Below are 19120 nucleotides of genomic sequence, written 5' to 3'. Positions count from 1 at the left end.
CCGAGGGGCGGCGGAGACGAGGATTACTCGCTCGGCGTATCGTTCGCGGGCGTTCCGCCCTCACCCGCTTCGGCGGCCGCGCTCTCGAAGCGCGGACGACGACGGCGGCGGGGCTTCGGCGCAGGAGCCTCGTCGGCGGCTTCAGCCTCAGGGGCCGCCGGGGGCTGCTCGGGCTCGGGAGCGGGCGCTGCAGCGGCCGGGCGCGCCGGGGCCATCAGGAAGGCCGGCAGGGCTGCAGCTTCCTCTGTCACCGCAGCAGGCTCCTCGCGGCGACGCTCACGACGGGCGGGTGCCCCTTCGGCGCGCTGGAACTCACTGCGCGGCGCCTCGGGGCGGAACTCGCGGCGCTCCTGCCGCTCGGGACGGTCCTGCCGCTCCGAACGATCCTGTCTCTCCGGACGATCTTGGCGCTCGGCGCGATTCTCGCGGAACTCTGAACGCTCGCCGCGCGGGCTTTCGGACCGCTGCTGGTAATCCTGGCGCGGCTGATCCTGCCGGTTGCCGTCTTGGCCCCGATAATCCTGGCGCGGGTATTCCTGACGCCCATTATCCTGGCGGCCGTTATCCTGGCGGTCTTGGCGCCCGTAATCCTGCCGGTTGCCGTCATGACGGTTGTCCTGACGCTGGCGGTCGCGGCCGTAATCCTGGCGGCCGTTCTCCTGCCGCGGCTGGCCGTCGAAGCGGCGCTGGTCGCGGTTCTGGTAGCGGTCGCGGTTCTGGCGCCCGCCTTCCTGGTAATTGTCCTGCCGCGCCTCGTAGGGCTGCGGCTGGTTGCCGGGATCGCCGTAATCGTCCTGGCCGTAGCCCTGGCCGTTATAGCCCTGACCGTTGGTCTGGCCGCCCTGGCCCTGGGCGTCTTCCTCGCCCTCGTCCATCTCGTCGTCGAAGGCCCGGGCCGCGTATCCGTTCTGGATGGGGCGTGCCTGCTCCTGAGCGCCGGAGATGATCCGGAAGTAATGCTCGCCGTGCTGAAAGTAGTTTTCCGCAGCGACGGGATCTCCGGCGGCGAGCGCATCGCGCGCCAGCTGCGCATACTTATCAGCGATGTGCTGAGCGGTACCGCGGATCTTGACGTCGGGGCCGTTCGATTCGTACGAGCGCGTCAGCGGATTGGGACCTTTGGGGCGATTACGCCCGCGCATCCGTCGATTCTGGTTCGGTCTCATCGGTCTTCAGTGACCCTCAGTTCACGCCAGACAAGTCAAAGGGGCGTCCGGGATCGCGCGCACCCCGCGTGCGTCGTCCCGACCCGCACTGCCCGAAAGCAGCCGTGCAACACCTCGCACGAACCTCTCCGATCGGTTGAGCCACTGCCTGCCTCGCAGGCCGAATACATCGGCGCGGATCACAGGGCAGTTGTCAGGTTCGAGCGGTACCGGACCGGCACGCGAACCTCGCGTACGCCTTGTTCCGGATAATGAGGGGATCGGCGAACTACGTGGCGGCCGTGGTCTCCACCGACCCTATCGCCGTTCGTCTTAACGAAACGTTCGCGATCTTCAAGCGGAGTCTAGCCTCTCCCGGGCGCTGCAACAAGCTTTTTTCCTGTCAGCGGCCCAATGCGCACACCCTGGGAGCCCTCGCACGTTGATGCACTTGTATTCGTGACCTCGATCTGGGCCCCCGGACGATGAAATTCAATGGATGAAGGTGAGAACCCGGTCGCGGCCTCCGAGATCGCGCGACAAGCCCGCGAATGTCAGTCCGTTCGCAACACCGATTGCCTCGACGGATCTCGCCTGATCGTAGCCGATCTCCAGGATGGCGGAGGCGCCCGGCCTGAGTAATCCGCCTTGCCCGATCGCGTTCAAGATCGCGCGATATGCGTCGAGCCCATCCGACCCGCCATCCAGGGCGGCGCGAGGATCGTGCTCGGCGACCTCCCGGTCGAGCCCGGCGATGATGCCGCTTTCGATGTAGGGCGGGTTCGAAACCACGAGATCGAAGGGACCGCGCAGGGCATCGCACCAATGGCCCTGCACCACGTGCATCCGCGCGCCCATCCCGTTGGCACGAGCATTGGTGCGGGCGGTCTTCAGGGCGGCTTCCGATCGGTCGAGGCCGATGCCGATCGCGTTCGGCAACTCGCTCAGGAGCGCGACGAGGATGCAGCCCGAACCGGTGCCGAGGTCGAGTATGCGCAGGGGCGCCCTGCGGTCGGGCAGCGCGGCCAGAGCCGTCTCCACTACCGTCTCGGTGTCGGGGCGCGGCACCAGCGTATCCGGCACGAGGGTAAAGGGCAGGCCCCAGAACTCCCAGGCTCCGAGAATACGCGCCACCGGCTCCCCCGATGCCCGTCGCGTCAGCGCGTCGGACAGCGCGGCGGCTGCGCAGCCGATCGGCCGGTCGCCATCCAGGGCGAGGTCGCGTGGGCTCAGGCCGAGCAGGCCGAGCAGCAGGAAGCGCGCATCCCCTTCGGCCCCGGCGATCCCCGTCGCGTCCAGGAAGGACGTGGCGTAGCGCAGGGCGGCGCGGCGGGACAGGGAGGCGTCGAGGCCGCCCTTCCCACTCACGCTATGCCCTCGGCGGCGAGCAATTCCGCCTGATGCTCCGCGATCAGCGCATCGACCACCTCATCGAGCGCCGTCCCGGCCATGACCTCTTCCAGCTTGTAGAGGGTCAGGTTGATCCGGTGGTCGGTCACGCGCCCTTGCGGGAAATTGTAGGTGCGGATCCGCTCCGAGCGGTCGCCCGAGCCGACCTGCGCTTTGCGGTCGGCGGCGCGGGCGGAATCCTTGGCGGTGCGCTCGGCATCATAGAGGCGGGCGCGCAGGAGCGACATCGCCCGCGCCCGGTTCTTATGCTGCGACCGCTCTTCCTGGACGAAGACCACGATCCCGGTCGGCAAGTGAGTGATGCGGATGGCCGATTCCGTCTTGTTGACGTGCTGGCCGCCCGCGCCCTGCGCGCGCATCGTATCGATCTTCAAATCCGCGTCGTTGACGACGATGTCGACATCCTCGGCCTCCGGCAACACCGCGACGGTGGCGGCGGAGGTATGGATGCGTCCCTGCGTCTCGGTGTCGGGCACGCGCTGCACCCGGTGGGCGCCGCTCTCGAACTTGAGCCGAGCGAACACGCCCCTGCCCTTCACTTCAGCGACGATTTCGCGATAGCCGCCGACGGTGCCTTCGCTCTCCGAGAGCACCTCGACGCGCCAGCCCTTCGATTCCGCGTATTTCGCGTACATGCGGAACAGGTCGCCTGCGAACAGAGCCGCCTCGTCGCCGCCGGTGCCCGCGCGGACTTCGAGGATCGCGCTCTTCTCGTCCGCTGCATCCTTGGGCAGCAGCATCAGTTGCAGGGCCCGGTGCGCCTCCTCGAGCCCGGCCTCGGCCTCGGGCTTTTCCTCGGCGGCGAGCGCCCGCATCTCCGGATCGGTCCCGGCCTCGTCGATCAGCCCCTCGATGCCCTTCAGGTTGTCGAGGGCCGCACGGTAGGCATGGATCGCGGCCACGACCGGATCGAGGTCCGACAATTCCCGCGAGAGCTGCACGACCGTCTCGGATTCACCCTCACCGGAGGCGAGCTGCGCGGTGACGAGGTCGTGCCGGACGAGGATGGCGTCGAGGCGTTCGGGTGGAAAAGGTATCATCGCCCGGTTGTTCTGTGGGGACGTCGGTGTGTCGGCCCGGTTCCGCGAGGGCGTACAACCCCGGCGGAAGGTTCCGCAAGGTGCGCGGCCTTACCGGGGCCCGCGATCCCTAGATGGGCACACCGTTCTCATGAGCGTAGGCCGTGAGCACCGGGCGCAGGCTCTCCCCATCGTGCAGGGTGGCCATCTCGCGCTCGATCAGCTGGGCGACCTCCCCCGCATCGAGGCTCAGCACCATCGCCTTGAGGGGGCCGATGGCGGCGGGCGACATCGACAGGTTCCGGAAGCCGAGGCCGATCAGCGCCATGGCCTCGAGGGGCCTGCCGCCGATCTCGCCGCAGACCGTTACCGGGCAGCCCGCTGCGTTCGCGCGGTCCGCGATCAGCTTGAAGGCCCGCAGTGCGACGATCGACAGCGGATCGAACCGGTCGGCCACGCGCCGGTTCTCGCGATCCACAGCGAACAGGAACTGCATCAGATCGTTGGAGCCGACCGAGAGGAAGTCCGCCTCACGGGCGATCTCATCGATCTGGAACAGGAGCGAGGGCACTTCGACCATCGCGCCTAGCTCGCAGGGCTGCGGCAGCTTGTAGCCGTGCCGGGCGAGATGCGCCTTCTCCCGATCTACGATCGCCCGCGCCTGCGTGAATTCGTGCACGGTGGCGACCATGGGGAACATGATCTTGAGAGGGCGCCCCTCCGCGGCCTTGAGGAGCGCGCGAAGCTGCATACGCAGGAGGGCGGGCCGGTCTAGGCCGATGCGGATCGCCCGCCAGCCGAGCGCTGGGTTCTCCTCCTCGAGCTTGGCCATGTACGGCAGGATCTTGTCGCCCCCGATATCGAGGGTGCGCACTGTGACGGGGCGTCCGTTCGACGCGATCAGGGCCTGCCGGTAGAGCGCCTGCTGCTCGGCCGCCGAGGGCATGCGCTGGGCCACCATGAACTGCAGTTCGGTGCGGAACAGGCCGACGCCCTCCGCGCCCGTCTCTTCCAGATGGCTGAAATCGATCAGAAGCCCGGCATTGAGATTGAGCCCGACCTTCACGCCGTCCCGGGTGATCGCGGGCACGTCGCGCAGCGCCCGGTACTGCTCCTGCCGCCGGGCGCGCAGACGGACCATCTCGGCATAGGAGGATTCGATCTCCGGCCCCGGCCGGACATGGACCTCCCCCGCGACGCCGTCCACGATGATCGCGTCGCCCGCCTCGCAGAGGGCGGTGGCGTTCTCGACCTCGCCCACGGCCGGGATGCCGAGCGCCCGCGCGACGATGGCGACGTGGCTCGTCGGGCCGCCCTCCTCCAGCACGATGCCGCGCAGCGTGCCCGCATCATAATCGAGCAGCGCTGCCGGACCCATGGTCCGCGCGACGAGGATGGCGTTTTCCGGCAGCATGGCATGGCCCGCCGAACCAGGGCCGATCAGCGCCCGCAGCAGGCGGTTCGCGAGATCGTCGAGATCGTGCAGGCGCTCACGCAGATAAGGATCGGACTGACGCAGCATCCGCGCCCGGTTGTCCGATTGGACCCGCTCGACGGCGGCCTCGGCGGTGAGACCCGAGGCGACGGCCTCACGCATCCGCCGCAGCCAGCCCTGGTCGTGGGCGAACATCCGCACGGTTTCCAGAACCTCGCGGGATTCGGCGGTGCCGATCCGGTCGCCCCGCTCCACCAGCGCGTCGATCGCCGAGCGCACGCCTTCGATCGCCGCATCGAGACGTTCGACCTCGCGATCGACGTTCTCGGCGATAAGCGTCTTCACCACGAGGCGCGGTTCGTGCAGCACCACGTGGCCGAGGCCGATCCCATCCGAGAGGGAGACGCCCCGTGCCATCACGGGGCGCCGGGCGGCGGCACTCGCCTGGGAACCGAGCCCGTCGAGTTCGCCCGAGGCGATCATCTCCGAGAGCACCATGGCGGTGGTCTGGAGCGCCTCGATCTCCTCCTCGGAATAGACGCGGTAGGTCTTGTTCTGGACGGTCAGCACGCCGAGCGTGTGCCCTGCCCGCAGAAGAGGCACGCCGAGGAAGGCGTGGTAGATCTCTTCCCCCGTCTCCGGCCGGTAGGAGAAGGCCGGGTGCTTTTGCGCATCCGACAGCGCCAGCGGCTCGGCCGTGGAGGCGATGAGGCCGACGAGACCCTCGTCGGCGCGCATCCGCGTGAGATGCACCGCCTCGCGGTTCAGGCCCTCGGTGGCGAAGAGTTCGAGGATATTGTCGTCGCGCAGCACGTAGACCGAGCAAACCTCAGCCACCACGTTGGCGGCGATCAGCACGACGATCCGGTCCAGGCGCGCCTGCGGGCTCACCGGCTCCGCCATGGCTTCGCGGAGGCGGCGCAGCAGAAGGCGCGGGCCTCCGAGCGCAGCGGGCATCGTATCGTCGTTCCAGCGTCGGCGGGTGGCCGTGGCGTCGGCCCCCTGCAACCTTGGCGCCAATCGCCCCGGGACGGCAATCCGTCCCGGGGCGATTAGTTCATGAAATGTGCCGCTTTCGACAGCCTGCGTGGTCGACCAAGCCTCAGGCTTGGTCGAGCCCGTAGAGCGAATGCAGCGTGCGGACGGCCAACTCGGTGTAGGCGGCGTCGATCAGCACCGAGAACTTGATCTCGGAAGTGGTGATCGCGCGGATGTTGATGCCCTTCTCGGCGAGCGCACGGAACGCCTTGGCGGCGACGCCCGCATGGCTGCGCATGCCGACGCCGATGGCGGACACCTTCACCACATCCGTCGCGCCCTCGATCTGGGCATAACCGATATGCTCGCGCGCCTCATCGAGGATGGCGCGGGCGCGCTGGTACTCGGCGGACGGCACCGTGAAGGTCATGTCCGTGGTCGACTGGTCGCCCGAGACCGTCTGGATGATCATGTCGACGTTGATGTTGGCATCGGCCAGCGGCCCGAAGATCGCGGCAGCGACGCCGGGGCTGTCCTTCACGCGGCGCAGGGTGATCTGCGCCTCGTCCCGGGAAAACGCTATCCCGGTGATGATCTGCTGTTCCACGATGTCGTCCTCGTCGCAGATGAGGGTACCCGGGCGCGCGGCGTCCGGCGGGTCGAAAGAGGAACGGACGGTGGTCGGCACCCGGTGCACCATCGCGAGTTCGACGGAGCGCACCTGCAGCACCTTGGCGCCGAGCGAGGCCATCTCCAGCATTTCCTCGAAGGTCACGCGCTCCATGCGCTTGGCCTTCGGCACGACGCGGGGGTCGGTGGTGTAGACCCCGTCCACGTCCGTGTAGATGTCGCAGCGTTCGGCCCCGATCGCCGCAGCCACGGCCACCGCCGAGGTGTCCGATCCGCCGCGCCCGAGGGTCGTCACCCGGCCGCTCTCGGCATGGATGCCCTGGAAGCCCGCGATCACTGCCACCTCGCCGCGCGCGAAGCCGGCATCGAGGTTGGCGGAGGGGATGTCCGCGATGCGTGCAGAGCCATGCGCCTCGGAGGTGAGGACCGGGATCTGCCAGCCCTGCCAGGAGCGGGCCTTCAGGCCTTCCTTCTGCAGGGCGATAGCGAGCAGGCCCGCCGTCACCAACTCGCCCGAGGCGACGACGGCGTCGTACTCGGCGGTGTCGTAGAGGGCGTTGGCGTCCTTCACCCAGTCGACCAGTTCGTTGGTCTTGCCCGACATCGCGGAGACGATGACGGCGACCTCGTAGCCAGCCGCGACTTCGCGGGCCACATGGCGCGCGACGTTGCGGATGCGATCGACATTGGCGACGGACGTACCGCCGAACTTCATTACCAGACGGGGCATTCTTCGAACGTTTCCAAGCCCGTGCAGCCGGAGCGGGCGTCCCGCCGAAGACCGGCCGGGGCCCGCCTCCGGACGGGTTTCGCGGGTACTCGTGCCGGTTCCCCCTGTCAACGTCCGGCCTGGCTTGGGTTGCGCCGAAGCCGCGACGTCCTTCCGGGTTGCGCTCGCCCTGCGGATGGGGTGGAGGTCCCTGTAGATATGAAGAGAGGCGACGTCATGGCGGGGGAGAACTCGGCAGGGGAGAATGCGGGCGGGTTCGTCGACCGGGACGAGGTCGCGCGGTTCGACGCCATGGCCGCTACGTGGTGGAACGAGGCTGGGCCGATGCGGGTGCTCCACCGCTTCAACCCGGTGCGCGTCGGCTACATCCGCGATGCCCTGTGCCGCCACCATGGCCGCGATCCAGAGGTACCTTTCGCCCTCGATGGCCTGACGATCTGCGATGTCGGTTGTGGCGGAGGTGTCTTGTCCGAACCCCTGGCCCGGCTCGGTGCCACGGTGACGGGGCTCGATCCGGCCGAAAAGAATCTTGCGGTCGCCCGCGCCCATGCCGAGGCGGCGGGCGTGCCGGTCGATTACCGAGGGCAGACCATCGAGCAGGTCGTTGCAGCGGGCGAGACGTTCGATGTCGTGCTCATCATGGAAGTGGTGGAGCACGTCTCCGACATGCCCGCCTTCGTGCGCAGCGCCTGCGCCGCGGTGAAGCCCGGCGGGCTGCTCTTCGCGGCCACCATCAACCGCACCATGCGCTCGTTCGCGCTCGCCATCGTCGGGGCGGAATACGTCCTCGGCTGGTTGCCCAAGGGCACGCACGATTGGGAGAAGTTCGTAAAGCCGTACGAACTGACGTCCGCGATCCGCTCCGGCGGTCTCGACGTCACCGACACGACGGGTGTCGTCTACAACCCGCTCAACGACGGCTGGCGCGCCTCCCGCGATACGGCGGTCAATTACATGCTGAGCGCCGCGAAACCCGCATGAACCTGCGCCTTCTTGCGCCGTTGTCCGGCGTCAGAAGGAGCCCCCGATGCTTGAGAAGATGCCCCGCGTGCTGGGCGAGGCCCTGTCGGGTCTGAAGGCCGGTCTCGATGGGACGACCTACCGCGCCGGCTTTCCCATCGTGCCCGAGGGGGTTCGGGTAACGAGCGATGCCTTCTCCGATCGAGGCGCCCTGCCCTCGCGCTTCACCGCTGATGGCGAGGGATTGTCCCCGCCGCTCACCTGGGACGGCCTGCCGCCCGGCACCGCTTCCGTCGCCCTCATCGTGGAGGATGCGGGAAGCCCGACGCCGCGCCCGCTCGTCCATCTTCTCGCCTGGAACCTCGATCCAGCCACGCGGCTGATCGAGGGTGCCGTAACTGGCGACAGGCCGTCAGGCCCGATCGTGGGCAAGAACAGCTTCCTCAAGTCCGGCTGGCTCCCGCCTGATCCGCCGACCGGCCACGGCGACCACGAGTATTTGTTCCAGGTCTACGCCCTGTCACAGCGCCTCGACCTCGAAGCCGGTTCCGGCCGCGAGGCTCTGATGGAGGCCATGGAGGGCAAGGTCCTCTCCAAGGGCGGCCTGATTGGAACCTACGCGCGAGCCTGAGCGGCCGGTAAGCGCGGCAGGCAAGTGCGACAGGAAAGTCCGCGAAGGCTTGCCTCGGCGGCACGAATCCTGATATGGCGGCGCCCATCCCGCGATGCCTGTGCCGTCATCGCCGGGCGCGCCGTGCGCGTCCCGAGACCGGCCGGACGTTTTCGACGAACCCCGTTCCTGGACGGCCCCTCGCGGGCCGAGAGACCCATGAAGATCCGCAACTCGCTCAAGTCCCTGCTCGGCCGCCACCGCGACAACCAGGCTCGTGCGCCGCAAGGGCCGTGTCTACATCATCAACAAGACCCAGAAGCGCTTCAAGGCTCGCCAGGGCTGAGACTGCGCCGCCCGGCTCAGGCCGGGTGTGGTGTTGCTAACGATTTTGCAAAGCCGCGTCCGTGAGGGCGCGGCTTTCGCGCGTGGAGCGCGCGGCACGAGAGCGCGTTGACGTAGCGGTCCACCCGCCGCAGCTTGTGGTTCATGCCGCGTCAGAACGCCTACCCGATCCTTCTCGCCGCCCTGCTGCTGTCGGGGCAAGCCGCTGCAGCGCCGCCGGAAGCCGGGGCGCGGCCGGGCGGCAACAGGTCCGCTCCCGAGAAGCAGGCGACCAAGCCCGCTCCGAAGCCCCCGAGCCTCGACGATCTCTTCGCCCGGCTGAAGGCCAGCGAGGATCCGGCCGAAGCCAAGGGGGTCGCCAAGCTGATCGAGCAGCGCCTCGACCGATCCGGCAGCGCTACGGTCGATCTCCTCACGGACCGGGCACGGCAGGCCATGACCGGCCACGACTTCGCGCTTGCCGCCGAATTGATGGACCGCGCGACTGCCCTTGAGCCGACGTGGTCGGAAGGGTGGAACCGCCGTGCGACGGTGTTCTGGCTCCTCTCCGACAAGGGTGAGGCGGTCTCCGACCTTCAGCGCGCACTGGTGCTGGAGCCGCGCCATTTCGAGGCGTGGTCGGCCCTCGGCAAGATCTACGAATCGATGGAAGACAAGTCGCGGGCGCTCGCCGCCTATCGCCGGGCCCTGACGCTCTATCCGACGATGGACAAGCTCCGTGAGGCAGTGGACCGTCTCGCCCCCGAGGTCGACGGCCGCGATCTGTGAAGCCCTCTCCCGCCGAAGCGGCCCACGCGTGATGTCGCGCGTCTTGGCCGTTCTTCTCGTGCTGCTCGCCCTGCCCTTCGCCCTGGCGGGTCTCGTCCTGGCCCTGGGCGCGGTCGCGAGCCTCGTGATTGCGTTGCGGGTCGGTGCCCTCTATCCGCCGGCCGGCCCCTTCGTGAACGTGCCGGGCGGGCGTCTCGCGACGATGCAGGAGGGGCCCGCCGACGGGCCGCCGGTGGTGCTGCTGCACGGCGCCTCGGCCAATTCTGCCGATCCGATGGGCGGCATCGGCCATCTTCTGGCGGCTCGTGGCTTTCGCGTCGTGGCGTTCGACCGGCCGGGCTTCGGCTGGAGCGACCGGCCCGGCGGCGCGGCCGATGCCTCGCCCGCAGCGCAGGCTCGCCTCATCGCTGAGGCCCTCAATGCCATGAAGGTCGGCCCGGCCATCGTGCTGGGCCATTCCTGGGCGGGGGCGCTCGCCTTGGCGCTGGCCCTCGACCATCCGGCTCGCGTCTCGGGCCTCGTTCTCGCGGCGCCTGTGGCGATGCCGATGCCTGGCCCGATCACCCTGCCCTGGTACTGGCGCCTCGCCCTCAAGCCGCCGATCCTGTGGGTTCTGAGCCGAACGGTGGGGCCGCCCATCGCCCTCGCCTATCTTGGGGAAGCCGGGCGCCGGGTGTTCAAGCCCGAGGAGCCGACGCCGGGCTATATCGAGACGTCCCGCGCGGCCCTGGTGCTGCGGCCCGGCACGCTCCTCGCGAACGTGCAGGACCTCGTTGGCCTCCCGCAGGCGCTGAAATCCCTGAGCTTACGCTACGGTACCCTGCGCCTGCCGACGGCGATCGTGTCCGGCGCGGCCGATCCGATCGTGCGGCCGGAGATTCATGCCGTGCCGCTGTCGCGGGTGATACCGGGCGCGCGGCTCGTCCTGCTGCCGGGCGCCGGGCACATGATCCACTATACCGCGCCGGAGGCGGTGGCCGGCGCGGTATCGGATCTGGAGGCCGCCATCAGAGGCAAGGCGGTTCCGGCCGCCACGCCCTGAGGTGACGGCTCACGCCTTCTCGGCGTGCTCCCGGGTGATGAAGGTGAGGCGCACGAGGTTCGTCGCTCCGGGCGTGCCGAAGGGCAGGCCCGCGACGACGATGATGCGATCACCCACAGCTGCGAATTGCTCGCGCACGGCGAACTTGGCGGCGCGGAAGGCCATGTCGTCCACGTCGCTCGCATCCTTGGTCACGATCGGGTGGACGCCCCAGGCCATGGCGAGCCGCCGTGCCGTCTCGCGCTTGGGCGTGAGGGCGATGACCGAGGCGTTCGGGCGCTCGCGAGTGAGCCGCAGGACCGTAGAGCCGGAATGGGTCCAGGCCATGACCGCGTCCAGATCGAGGGCATCGACCATCTGGTGCGCGGCCGCCGCGATGGCGTCGGCGGCGGTCTGGTCCGGCGTGTCCTTCTGCGCGCGGATGATCGACCAGTAGAGCGCGTCGCGCTCCACCTGCTCGGCGATCCGGCTCATCGTCGAGACGGCATCTACGGGAAAGGCGCCCGCCGCGCTCTCGGCGGAGAGCATCACCGCATCCGCGCCCTCGTAGACGGCGGTGGCGACATCCGACACCTCGGCGCGGGTCGGCACCGGGGCGGTAATCATCGACTCGAGCATCTGTGTCGCGACGACGACCGGCTTGCCGGAACGCCGCGCGCTGCGGGTCAGGCGCTTCTGCACGCCCGGCACCTGCTCCAGCGGCATCTCGACGCCGAGGTCGCCGCGGGCGACCATCAGCCCGTCCGACACCTCGACGATCTCATCGAGGCGGGCCAGTGCCTGCGGCTTCTCGATCTTGGCCATCACCAGGGCGCGCCCGGCACAAACCTTCTTCACCTCGGCCACGTCTTCCGGCCGCTGTACGAAGGACACCGCGATCCAGTCCGCTCCGGCATTCAGCCCGGCTTCGAGATCCGAACGGTCCTTCTCGGTCATGGCGGGCACCGGTAGCACCGTGTGCGGCAGGGACACGCCCTTCTTGTTTGAGATCCGCCCCCCGACCTCCACACGCGTGACGGCGCGGTCGCCGCTGGTCTCGACCACCGACAGGCGCAGCTTGCCGTCATCAAGCAGGATCGCGTGGCCAGGCTCCAACGCCTCGAGGATTTCGGGATGCGGCAGGTGGCAGCGCGTCACGTCGCCGGGCGTGGTGTCGCCGTCGAGAACGAAGGTCGCGCCCTTCTCCAGCATGACGGCACCCTCGGCGAAGACGCCGAGGCGCAGCTTCGGGCCCTGAAGATCCACCAGGATGCCGATGGGCCGCTTGGCCTCGCGCTCGATGGTGCGGATCACCTCGACCTTCGCCGGCAGCTGCTCCCGAGAGAGGTGGCTCATGTTCAGGCGAAAGACGTCGGCTCCGGCGCGGAACAGACGCTCGATCATTTCCGGCGTGTCGGAAGCGGGGCCGAGGGTCGCGACGATCTTGGTGCGACGGGAACGTTTCAAAGTGGCGGCCCTCCGGGACTCGTGTGCGCCGCCCTCGGCGGCATGGTCCGTTGCGGCGGTCTGAGCATCCGACGCGACGTGACGTCAAGCTGGCGTTCGCGCGGGCGCCGATCCCGATCCTCAAAACCTTGTGTCGCAGCCAGGAACGCTGCCGCTTGCGTGAGGTTGGCGGAATGCCGGGCTGATGCTGCCTTCGGCTTAGGCGTAACTGAGTAATCGAGCAGCAGAGCTGAAATGGAACTACCGCGCGACGACCGTGAGCACCCGAGTGCTCAGGCTTTACGAGAGTTCATCCAAGATCCTCCCTTTCCCTGCGTCGGCGCAAAATCGGCCCTGTCACGGGGACGATTAAGGATCGTCGTGGCCCGCGATATCACATCCGGCTGGGATGACATGCGGATCTACCCGGCTCTTCTGTCTTTCATTGCCAGCTATCGCGAAGCTCCCGACCTGTTTCAAAGCTTCGCTGTGGTATTCGAGGGACCCGGAGCGATCTCCGAAGAAGCCTTCGAGGCAAGCCTGTGGGAGCGCGCGCAATCGCTCTCGGACAAGGATTCCTGGCTCGGCCAACCGTATGATGGGCGCGTCGCCGCCGATCCCGATAACCCGCACTTCTCCTTAAGCTTCGGCGGCGAGGCCTTCTTCGTGGTCGGTCTGCATCCGGGAGCAAGCCGGCCAGCGCGTCGCTTCCCCTCGCCGGTCATGGTGTTCAACCTGCACGCGCAATTCGAGCGGCTACGCGCCGAAGGACGCTACGAGAAGTTGCGTTCCTCGATCCTACAGCGCGACGAGGCGCTCGCAGGCAGCACGAACCCGATGCTGTCTCGCCACGGTGAGTCGTCCGAAGCCCGGCAATATAGTGGGCGCCAAGTGGGGCCGGACTGGCGCTGTCCGTTCACGCCACGGCGCGAACCGAGCCCGGCAGAGGTCGCGCGTCTGCGTGAGCCGATCCATCCGTTCGACCTCCCCCTGATCTGACCCAGATGATGTGGCCGAGCGGGAGACGCGAATCTGTGGACAAGACGATCGAGATACCCCCGAGATCGGGGACGGCCTTCACCCTGAGCCGGGGCGAGAGGCTGACAGTCATCGACCCGCGCGGTGAGCAGGTCGCGGACCTCGTGGCCTACAACCGGAACGACACGGACGAGGTGATCTCGTCCGGCCGAACCCTCGATTATGCCAGCAGGATTTACCTGACCACAGGCGACCCGCTCTATTCCAACCGCTCCAACGTGATGCTGCGCATCATCGAGGACACGGTGGGCCGCCACGATTTCCTGCTGACACCCTGCTCATCGGACACGTTCCGCATCATCTACGGCGACGTGAACCCGCATCGGGGCTGCTTCGGCAATCTCGCGGCGGCGCTCGAACCCTTTGGGATCGCGCCGGATCGCATCCCGGTGGCGTTCAACTGCTTCATGAATGTGCCGGTGGATAGCAAGACCGGCGCGATCACCGTCGAGCCACCCCTCAGCCGGGCAGGCGACCGGATCGTGTTCGTGGCCGAGACCGACTTGATCATCGGACTGACCGCGTGCTCGGCGCTTCAATCGAACAACGGCAGCTTCAAGCCGATCCACTACCGGATCGACCCGGTGGCCTGAGTCTTAGGGCTTGGCGGCGGCCGGAGCGCGCTCCGGCTCGGTGAGCTGGATCGTCCAGTTCTTCTGCTCGCCGGTATCGACCTCGAAGAAGCCGTTCCGGTCGAAGCCGCGCGCGAGGCAATCCTCGATCCCGCGGATCGTGAACTCCGCGTCGCGGGTGCACATCAGCGAACGGCCGCCCCACTCGCCGCCGCGCGTGTAGTCCACGGCGAAGACGTAATAGAACCGGGCGGCGAGGGTGCCGGAGAGAAGCGTCTCGCAGCCCTTGGGCTTCAACTCCCACCAGCCCTCGGTCACCCAGCCCTGCGTGTCGCGGTAGCCCAGCGACACGCCGACCTTGCTCTCGGTCTGGTTGCAGAGCCGGAGGTCGGCTCGGGCTGGTCCGGCCGCGAGGACGAGGAGCCCGAGGGCGAGCGCAGCCGTACGAAGACGGTCAGCCGACGAGGATGATGCGGCAGTCGTTGACATTCGTGCAGGTGGGGCCGGGATTTACCAAGTCGCCGATGGCGGCGAAGAATGCAGTGGAGTCGTTCTGCTCAAGCATCGCGGCCGGATCGAGGCCAGCCGCGCGGGCGCGGGCCAGCGTCGTCGGATCGATGAGGCCGCCCGCCGGGTCGGTGGCGAGGCCGCGCCCGCCATCGGTGCCGTCCGTATCGGCGCTGATGCCGCTGATGCCGGGCGTGCCGTCGAGCGCGAGGGCGAGCGCCAGGGCATATTCCTGATTGGGGCCGCCATGGCCCTCGCCCCGGATCGTCACCGTCAGTTCGCCGCCGGAGATTAGCGCGACGCGGCGGCCTTCCGTCTGGTAGCGCTTCGCCTCGGCGGCGTGCGCGGTGGCGACCTCGCGGGCTTCCCCTTCGAGGTCTGAGCCCAGCATCACAGGCTCGTAGCCGGCGGCCTTCGCGGCAGCGGCGGCAGCGTCGAGCGCATCCTGCGGCCGGGCGATGATGCGGTAGCTGCTGTTGGCGAAGAGCGGATCGCCGGGCTTGGGCGATTCGTTGTTCGGATCGTTCAGGAGACGCTGAGCCGCCTCTGGCAGCGGGATGTTCCGGCGCTGGCAAATCTCGCGGGCATCGGCCAGCGTCGAGGGATCGGGCACGGTCGGGCCGGAGGCGATCACCGCCGGATCATCGAACGGCACGTCCGAAATCGCGAGCGTCAGGACCGAGCGGGCGTTGCGCGCGGCGCGGGCGAGGCGCCCGCCCTTGATCCGCGAGATATGCTTGCGCACCGTGTTGAACTCGCCGATCGGCGCGCCGGAACGCAGGATCGCACGGGTGATCCCCTGCTTCTCGGCGAGCGTCAGGTCCCCGGCCGGGGCGATCCAGTTGGCAGAGCCGCCACCGGAAAGGAGCACCAGCACCTCGTCCTCCGGCCCGGCCGCCTCGGCCAGGCGCAGGACTTCCTCCGTCGCATCGATGCCCGCCTGGTCCGGGACCGGGTGGCCCGCCTCGATCATGCGGATACCGGGCGCCTCCTGGCCGTAGCCATGGCGCGCCACGGCGAGGCCGACGATGCGATCGTCGCCGAGCCCATGTTCCTGCCGGTAGAAGCGGCTCGCCACCGCGCTCATGCTGCCCGCGGCCTTGCCCGCCGCGAGGATGATGAGGCGCCCGGGGGATGGCGGGGGAAGGTGGGCCGGAAGGCATAGATCCGGATGGGCGGCGCGGATCGCGGCGGTCAGGAAGGCGTCGAGATGGGCGCGCTGCGCCTCGACGTCGGTCTCGGCGGCGGAAGACGGAGTGGCGGATTGCGACATGGCGTTCAACGGGCTCCCTCGGCGCCGTGACCCGACGGGGCGGCGCGCAGTTCTTGTTCGCTAGGGGCTCCCTGGCCGGGAGGACCCGAACCGGCCGTGCGATCCCCGCCCCTTTCGAGGCGGCGGGCCCGTTCCTTGCCGTGAGCGCACGATCCTTGATAGGTGCTGTGCCCGAGCCGTAGCGCGACGGCAAGCGTGCCGTCTTCGCATTCCGCCGCGCTTCCCGTCCTTCCCATCCCGGCCAGCGAGTTTTGCGTGATCCGCCCGGAGCCTGACACGCCCCCGCATCCCTGCGAGATCATCCCCGGCGATCCCGCCTGCGGGCTGGTTCTCGCCTGCGACCACGCCTCGAATTTCGTGCCGCCCGATATCGTGCTGGGCGTCGCGCCGGAGGAATTTTCCCGCCACATCGCCTACGATATCGGCGCTGCCGCCGTAACGCGGGCCCTGGCGCGGGCGTTGAATGCGCCCGCCGTGCTCACGAACTTCTCCCGCCTGATCATTGACCCGAATCGCGGGCGCGCCGATCCGACTTTGGTGATGCGCCTCTCGGACGGCGCCGTGGTGCCGGGCAACGCCCGGATCGACGAAACGGGCAAGGCAGCGCGGATCGCCCGGTTCTACGACCCCTTCGATGCGGGCATCGCGACCGCTTTGGCGGCGGCGGAGGGTGCTGGCCGGGTGCCGTCCCTCGTGACCATCCACAGCTTCACGCCCTATTGGCGCGGCGTGCCCCGGCCCTGGCATGTCGGCATCCTGTACGATCGCGACGACCGCCTCGCCCGGCCGCTGATCGAGGCCTTGCAGGCCGACTCGGCGGGGCTCATCGTCGGCGACAATGCCCCCTATGGCGGCGGGCTGCCCGGCGACACGATCGACCGGCACGCCACTTTGCGCGGCCTGCCCAACGCCCTGGTGGAGATCCGCCAGGATCTCATTGCGGCTGAGGACGGGCAGCGGGAATGGGCCGACAGGTTCGCCCGTATCCTCGCTCCGCTCATCGCTGCCTGAACCGACACCCGAAGGACTAAACGATGGCCGAGATCGACCCCGCGACGCAGACCGAGCTCGAGGCGGCCGTGTTCCGGCGGCTGGTGGCGCATCTGCAGAAGCGCACCGATGTGCAGAACATCGACCTGATGAACCTCGCGGGCTTCTGCCGGAACTGCCTGTCGAACTGGCTCAAGGATGCGGCCGACGCCAAGGGGCTTCCCATGACCAAGGACGAGAGCCGCGAGGCGGTCTACGGCATGCCCTACGAGACGTGGAAGGAGCGCCACCAGACCGAAGCCAGCCCGGCTCAGTCCGAAGCCTTCGCCAAGCGCGACGGCGGCCACTGAACGGGACTCCGGCACGGCGCCGGGCTATAAGGATCGGGTAAGCTTGACCGCTTAACCAGCGGGTCCATGGCGCCCGATCCGGCGCAGAAGCGGAGTCCTTCATGAACGCGCATTCGATGCCCCGGCCGGGCATGCCAGCCTCCGGCGATGTCTCCTCCGCCGAGGGCGTGGCCGCCGACGAACTGAAGCAGTTCATCGAGCGCCTCGAGCGCCTTGAGGAGGAAAAGGCCGGCATCATGGGCGACATCAAGGAGGTGTTCGCCGAACTGAAGGGCCGCGGCTTCGATGCCAAGGCCGTGCGCACCATTCTGCGCATCCGCAAACAGGATCACAGCGAGCGTCAGGAGCAGGAAGCGATCCTGGAGTTGTACCTCCAGGCACTTGGCATGGCATAGCAAATACCAGCCGGATCCTGGGGGAGGCAAACATCCCTTGGGATCCGACTGCATCCATTACGCAGATCTCTCTCTCGGACCTTGACGTTATAGCGCTGTTGCCTTCAAGAGTGCGTTACCGCACGGAAGTTGCCCCGGCGAAGGGCATGGCGCGCGGTCGCCGATCAGTGACGACCAGGCCCGCAAGAGGCCGGTCGCGCGAGCGGCTTGCGACTCCGGAACTTGAAGAGCCGTAACGCCGGGATAGCGCGGGCGCCGTCCGGGCATGGGAGAGGAAACGATGATCGTGACCAAACGCGCCCTCGTCGGCGCGCTGCTTTGTGCGACCGCCCTTGGCGTCGCCCCCTCCTTCGCCGCAGACCCGATCAAGATCGGCCTGACCGGGCCTTACACCGGCGGCTCCTCTTCCATGGGCGTCTCGATGCGCGACGGCGCCAAGCTCGCCGCTGCCGAAATCAACAAGAATGGCGGTGTCCTGGGTCGCCAGATCCAGCTCGTCGAGCGTGACGACGAGGCCAAGAACGAGGTCGGCGCGCAGGTCGCGCAGGAACTCATCAACAAGGAAAAGGTCGTCGCCACGGTCGGCTTCATCAATACCGGCGTCGCGCTCGCCGCCCAGCGCTTCTACCAGGAAGCCGAGATTCCGGTATTCAACAACGTCGCCACCGGCACGATCATCACCGAGCAGTTCAAGGCTCCGGATTACGACAACAACTACGTCTTCCGGAACTCGGCCTACGACGTCCTCCAGGCCGGCATGATGGTCGACGAGGCCGTTCGTCAGGGCTTCAAGAAGATCGCCGTGCTCGCGGACTCGACCAATTACGGCCAGCTCGGCCGTGAAGACATCGAGAAGCAGCTCGCCGCCAAGAAGATGAAGGCGGTCGCTGTCGAGAAGTTCAACATCAAGGACGTCGATATGACGGCCCAGCTGTTGAAGGCCAAGGAAGCCGGAGCCGAGGTGATCCTCGCCTACGGTATCGGCCCGGAACTGGCGCAGATCACCAACGGGATGGCCAAGCTCGGCTGGAAGGTTCCGATGATCGCATCGTGGCCTGCCTCGATGCAGAGCTTCCTCGATATCGCCGGCACGAACGGCAACGGCGTGATCATGCCGCAGACCTTCATCGAGGATAAGTCGGTTCCCAAGCGCGCCTCCTTCCTCGACGATTATTACAAGACCTACGGCGTCACGAAGATCCCGACCCCGGTGGCCGGTGCTCAGGGCTACGACTCGATCTACCTGATCGCCGCCGCGATCAAGCAGGCGGGCGGCACTGACGGACCGAAGATCCGCGAAGCCCTTGAGAACCTGAACACCAAGGTCGAGGGCGTGGTGACGACCTATGACCACCCGTTCAACGGCAAGGACCACAACGCGATCTCGCGGAACATGGTCGTGTTCGGCAAGGTGCAGGACGGCAAGATCGTCTACGCGAACCCGGAGGATGCCAAGAATGCATCCACCGTCCGCGTGAAGGAAAAGTCCTCGAACTGA

Annotated in this window: 18 protein-coding genes and 1 pseudogene; 11 read left to right on the top strand and 8 right to left on the bottom strand. The window is 68.0% G+C overall.

What is annotated here, in order from left to right; all coding sequences use genetic code 11:
* Window positions 1–23: 23 nt before the first annotated feature.
* The 5 genes from ACFQE0_RS16430 to ACFQE0_RS16410 all read right to left on the bottom strand — a co-directional run bounded on the left by ACFQE0_RS16430 (window position 24) and on the right by ACFQE0_RS16410 (window position 7347).
* Window positions 24–1142 (bottom strand): DUF4167 domain-containing protein, encoded by a 1119-nt coding sequence (locus ACFQE0_RS16430; RefSeq protein WP_378971519.1) that lies wholly within the window; start codon window positions 1140–1142, stop codon window positions 24–26.
* Window positions 1143–1637: 495 nt separating this feature from the next.
* Window positions 1638–2513 carry a peptide chain release factor N(5)-glutamine methyltransferase gene (gene prmC, locus ACFQE0_RS16425; RefSeq protein WP_378971517.1) on the bottom strand — a complete coding sequence of 292 codons (876 nt, stop codon included), beginning with the start codon at window positions 2511–2513 and terminating at the stop codon, window positions 1638–1640.
* Window positions 2510–3595, bottom strand: coding sequence for a peptide chain release factor 1 (gene prfA, locus ACFQE0_RS16420; RefSeq protein WP_378971515.1), 1086 nt, complete (start codon window positions 3593–3595; stop codon window positions 2510–2512). Before prfA ends, prmC begins: the two co-directional genes overlap by 4 nt.
* Before the next feature lie 109 nt (window positions 3596–3704).
* A complete protein-coding gene (ptsP, locus tag ACFQE0_RS16415) occupies window positions 3705–5966 on the bottom strand; it encodes a phosphoenolpyruvate--protein phosphotransferase (protein ID WP_378971513.1) in 2262 nt (753 codons plus the stop codon).
* 145 nt (window positions 5967–6111) lie between these two features.
* Entirely contained in the window at window positions 6112–7347 is a 1236-nt protein-coding gene (locus ACFQE0_RS16410; protein ID WP_378971510.1) for an aspartate kinase, read from the bottom strand.
* Window positions 7348–7563: 216 nt separating this feature from the next.
* On the opposite strand from ACFQE0_RS16410, the gene ubiG reads away from it, so the two are divergent.
* From ubiG to ACFQE0_RS16385, 5 genes and pseudogenes are all read left to right on the top strand, one after another.
* Window positions 7564–8328, top strand: coding sequence for a bifunctional 2-polyprenyl-6-hydroxyphenol methylase/3-demethylubiquinol 3-O-methyltransferase UbiG (gene ubiG / locus ACFQE0_RS16405; RefSeq protein ID WP_378975516.1), 765 nt, complete (start codon window positions 7564–7566; stop codon window positions 8326–8328).
* Between the two features lie 46 nt (window positions 8329–8374).
* Window positions 8375–8938 (top strand): YbhB/YbcL family Raf kinase inhibitor-like protein, encoded by a 564-nt coding sequence (locus ACFQE0_RS16400; RefSeq protein WP_378971508.1) that lies wholly within the window; start codon window positions 8375–8377, stop codon window positions 8936–8938.
* 198 nt (window positions 8939–9136) lie between these two features.
* A pseudogene (gene ykgO / locus ACFQE0_RS16395) lies at window positions 9137–9263 on the top strand (type B 50S ribosomal protein L36).
* Between the two features lie 143 nt (window positions 9264–9406).
* Window positions 9407–10030, top strand: a complete 624-nt coding sequence (locus ACFQE0_RS16390) for a tetratricopeptide repeat protein (RefSeq protein WP_378971506.1) — start codon at window positions 9407–9409, stop codon at window positions 10028–10030.
* A 31-nt stretch (window positions 10031–10061) separates the two neighbouring features.
* Complete coding sequence (locus ACFQE0_RS16385) at window positions 10062–11072, top strand: alpha/beta fold hydrolase (protein WP_378975514.1); 1011 nt, start codon at window positions 10062–10064, stop codon at window positions 11070–11072.
* A gap of 9 nt (window positions 11073–11081) precedes the next feature.
* Here the strand turns inward: ACFQE0_RS16385 and pyk are convergent, their stop codons facing one another.
* Window positions 11082–12518, bottom strand: a complete 1437-nt coding sequence (gene pyk, locus ACFQE0_RS16380) for a pyruvate kinase (RefSeq protein ID WP_378971504.1) — start codon at window positions 12516–12518, stop codon at window positions 11082–11084.
* 234 nt (window positions 12519–12752) lie between these two features.
* Here pyk and gntA point away from each other — a divergent pair, with 234 nt between their 5' ends.
* Together gntA and ACFQE0_RS16370 are read left to right on the top strand one after the other, a co-directional pair.
* Window positions 12753–13496, top strand: coding sequence for a guanitoxin biosynthesis heme-dependent pre-guanitoxin N-hydroxylase GntA (gene gntA / locus ACFQE0_RS16375; protein ID WP_378971503.1), 744 nt, complete (start codon window positions 12753–12755; stop codon window positions 13494–13496).
* Window positions 13497–13531: 35 nt separating this feature from the next.
* Window positions 13532–14128, top strand: a complete 597-nt coding sequence (locus ACFQE0_RS16370) for a DUF1989 domain-containing protein (protein ID WP_378971501.1) — start codon at window positions 13532–13534, stop codon at window positions 14126–14128.
* A gap of 3 nt (window positions 14129–14131) precedes the next feature.
* Here the strand turns inward: ACFQE0_RS16370 and ACFQE0_RS16365 are convergent, their stop codons facing one another.
* Entirely contained in the window at window positions 14132–14596 is a 465-nt protein-coding gene (locus ACFQE0_RS16365) for a DUF1036 domain-containing protein (protein ID WP_378971499.1), read from the bottom strand.
* Complete coding sequence (locus tag ACFQE0_RS16360; RefSeq protein WP_378971497.1) at window positions 14562–15887, bottom strand: glycerate kinase type-2 family protein; 1326 nt, start codon at window positions 15885–15887, stop codon at window positions 14562–14564. Before ACFQE0_RS16360 ends, ACFQE0_RS16365 begins: the two co-directional genes overlap by 35 nt.
* Before the next feature lie 255 nt (window positions 15888–16142).
* On the opposite strand from ACFQE0_RS16360, the gene ACFQE0_RS16355 reads away from it, so the two are divergent.
* From ACFQE0_RS16355 to ACFQE0_RS16340, 4 genes are all read left to right on the top strand, one after another.
* On the top strand, window positions 16143–16898 hold the full coding sequence (locus ACFQE0_RS16355; protein ID WP_378971495.1) for an N-formylglutamate amidohydrolase: 756 nt from the start codon (window positions 16143–16145) through the stop codon (window positions 16896–16898).
* Window positions 16899–16921: 23 nt separating this feature from the next.
* Window positions 16922–17227 (top strand): DUF1244 domain-containing protein, encoded by a 306-nt coding sequence (locus ACFQE0_RS16350; protein ID WP_378971493.1) that lies wholly within the window; start codon window positions 16922–16924, stop codon window positions 17225–17227.
* A gap of 131 nt (window positions 17228–17358) precedes the next feature.
* Window positions 17359–17622: a DUF2312 domain-containing protein gene (locus ACFQE0_RS16345; protein WP_378975512.1), complete on the top strand. Its 264-nt coding sequence runs from the start codon at window positions 17359–17361 to the stop codon at window positions 17620–17622.
* Window positions 17623–17902: 280 nt separating this feature from the next.
* Window positions 17903–19120, top strand: a complete 1218-nt coding sequence (locus ACFQE0_RS16340) for an ABC transporter substrate-binding protein (RefSeq protein ID WP_378971491.1) — start codon at window positions 17903–17905, stop codon at window positions 19118–19120.

The organism is Methylobacterium komagatae (assembly GCF_042661665.1).
Taxonomy (GTDB): Bacteria; Pseudomonadota; Alphaproteobacteria; order Rhizobiales; family Beijerinckiaceae; genus Methylobacterium; species Methylobacterium komagatae.
The sequence above is the reverse complement of the archived record's forward strand: the minus strand, read 5'-3'. Positions and strand labels throughout refer to the sequence as shown.

Bases quoted from the DNA above. Each gene is read 5' to 3' on its own strand.
- ACFQE0_RS16345 (WP_378975512.1), top strand. From the start codon at position 17,359: ATGCCAGCCTCCGGCGATGTCTCCTCCGCCGAGGGCGTGGCCGCCGAC.
- ubiG (WP_378975516.1), top strand. From the start codon at position 7,564: ATGGCGGGGGAGAACTCGGCAGGGGAGAATGCGGGCGGGTTCGTCGAC.
- ACFQE0_RS16385 (WP_378975514.1), top strand. From the start codon at position 10,062: ATGTCGCGCGTCTTGGCCGTTCTTCTCGTGCTGCTCGCCCTGCCCTTC.
- ACFQE0_RS16430 (WP_378971519.1), bottom strand. From the start codon at position 1,142: ATGCGCGGGCGTAATCGCCCCAAAGGTCCCAATCCGCTGACGCGCTCG.
- ACFQE0_RS16410 (WP_378971510.1), bottom strand. From the start codon at position 7,347: ATGCCCCGTCTGGTAATGAAGTTCGGCGGTACGTCCGTCGCCAATGTC.
- gntA (WP_378971503.1), top strand. From the start codon at position 12,753: ATGGAACTACCGCGCGACGACCGTGAGCACCCGAGTGCTCAGGCTTTA.
- ACFQE0_RS16390 (WP_378971506.1), top strand. From the start codon at position 9,407: ATGCCGCGTCAGAACGCCTACCCGATCCTTCTCGCCGCCCTGCTGCTG.
- ACFQE0_RS16400 (WP_378971508.1), top strand. From the start codon at position 8,375: ATGCTTGAGAAGATGCCCCGCGTGCTGGGCGAGGCCCTGTCGGGTCTG.
- prfA (WP_378971515.1), bottom strand. From the start codon at position 3,595: ATGATACCTTTTCCACCCGAACGCCTCGACGCCATCCTCGTCCGGCAC.
- ACFQE0_RS16350 (WP_378971493.1), top strand. From the start codon at position 16,922: ATGGCCGAGATCGACCCCGCGACGCAGACCGAGCTCGAGGCGGCCGTG.
- ACFQE0_RS16340 (WP_378971491.1), top strand. From the start codon at position 17,903: ATGATCGTGACCAAACGCGCCCTCGTCGGCGCGCTGCTTTGTGCGACC.
- ptsP (WP_378971513.1), bottom strand. From the start codon at position 5,966: ATGCCCGCTGCGCTCGGAGGCCCGCGCCTTCTGCTGCGCCGCCTCCGC.
- ACFQE0_RS16360 (WP_378971497.1), bottom strand. From the start codon at position 15,887: ATGTCGCAATCCGCCACTCCGTCTTCCGCCGCCGAGACCGACGTCGAG.
- ACFQE0_RS16365 (WP_378971499.1), bottom strand. From the start codon at position 14,596: ATGTCAACGACTGCCGCATCATCCTCGTCGGCTGACCGTCTTCGTACG.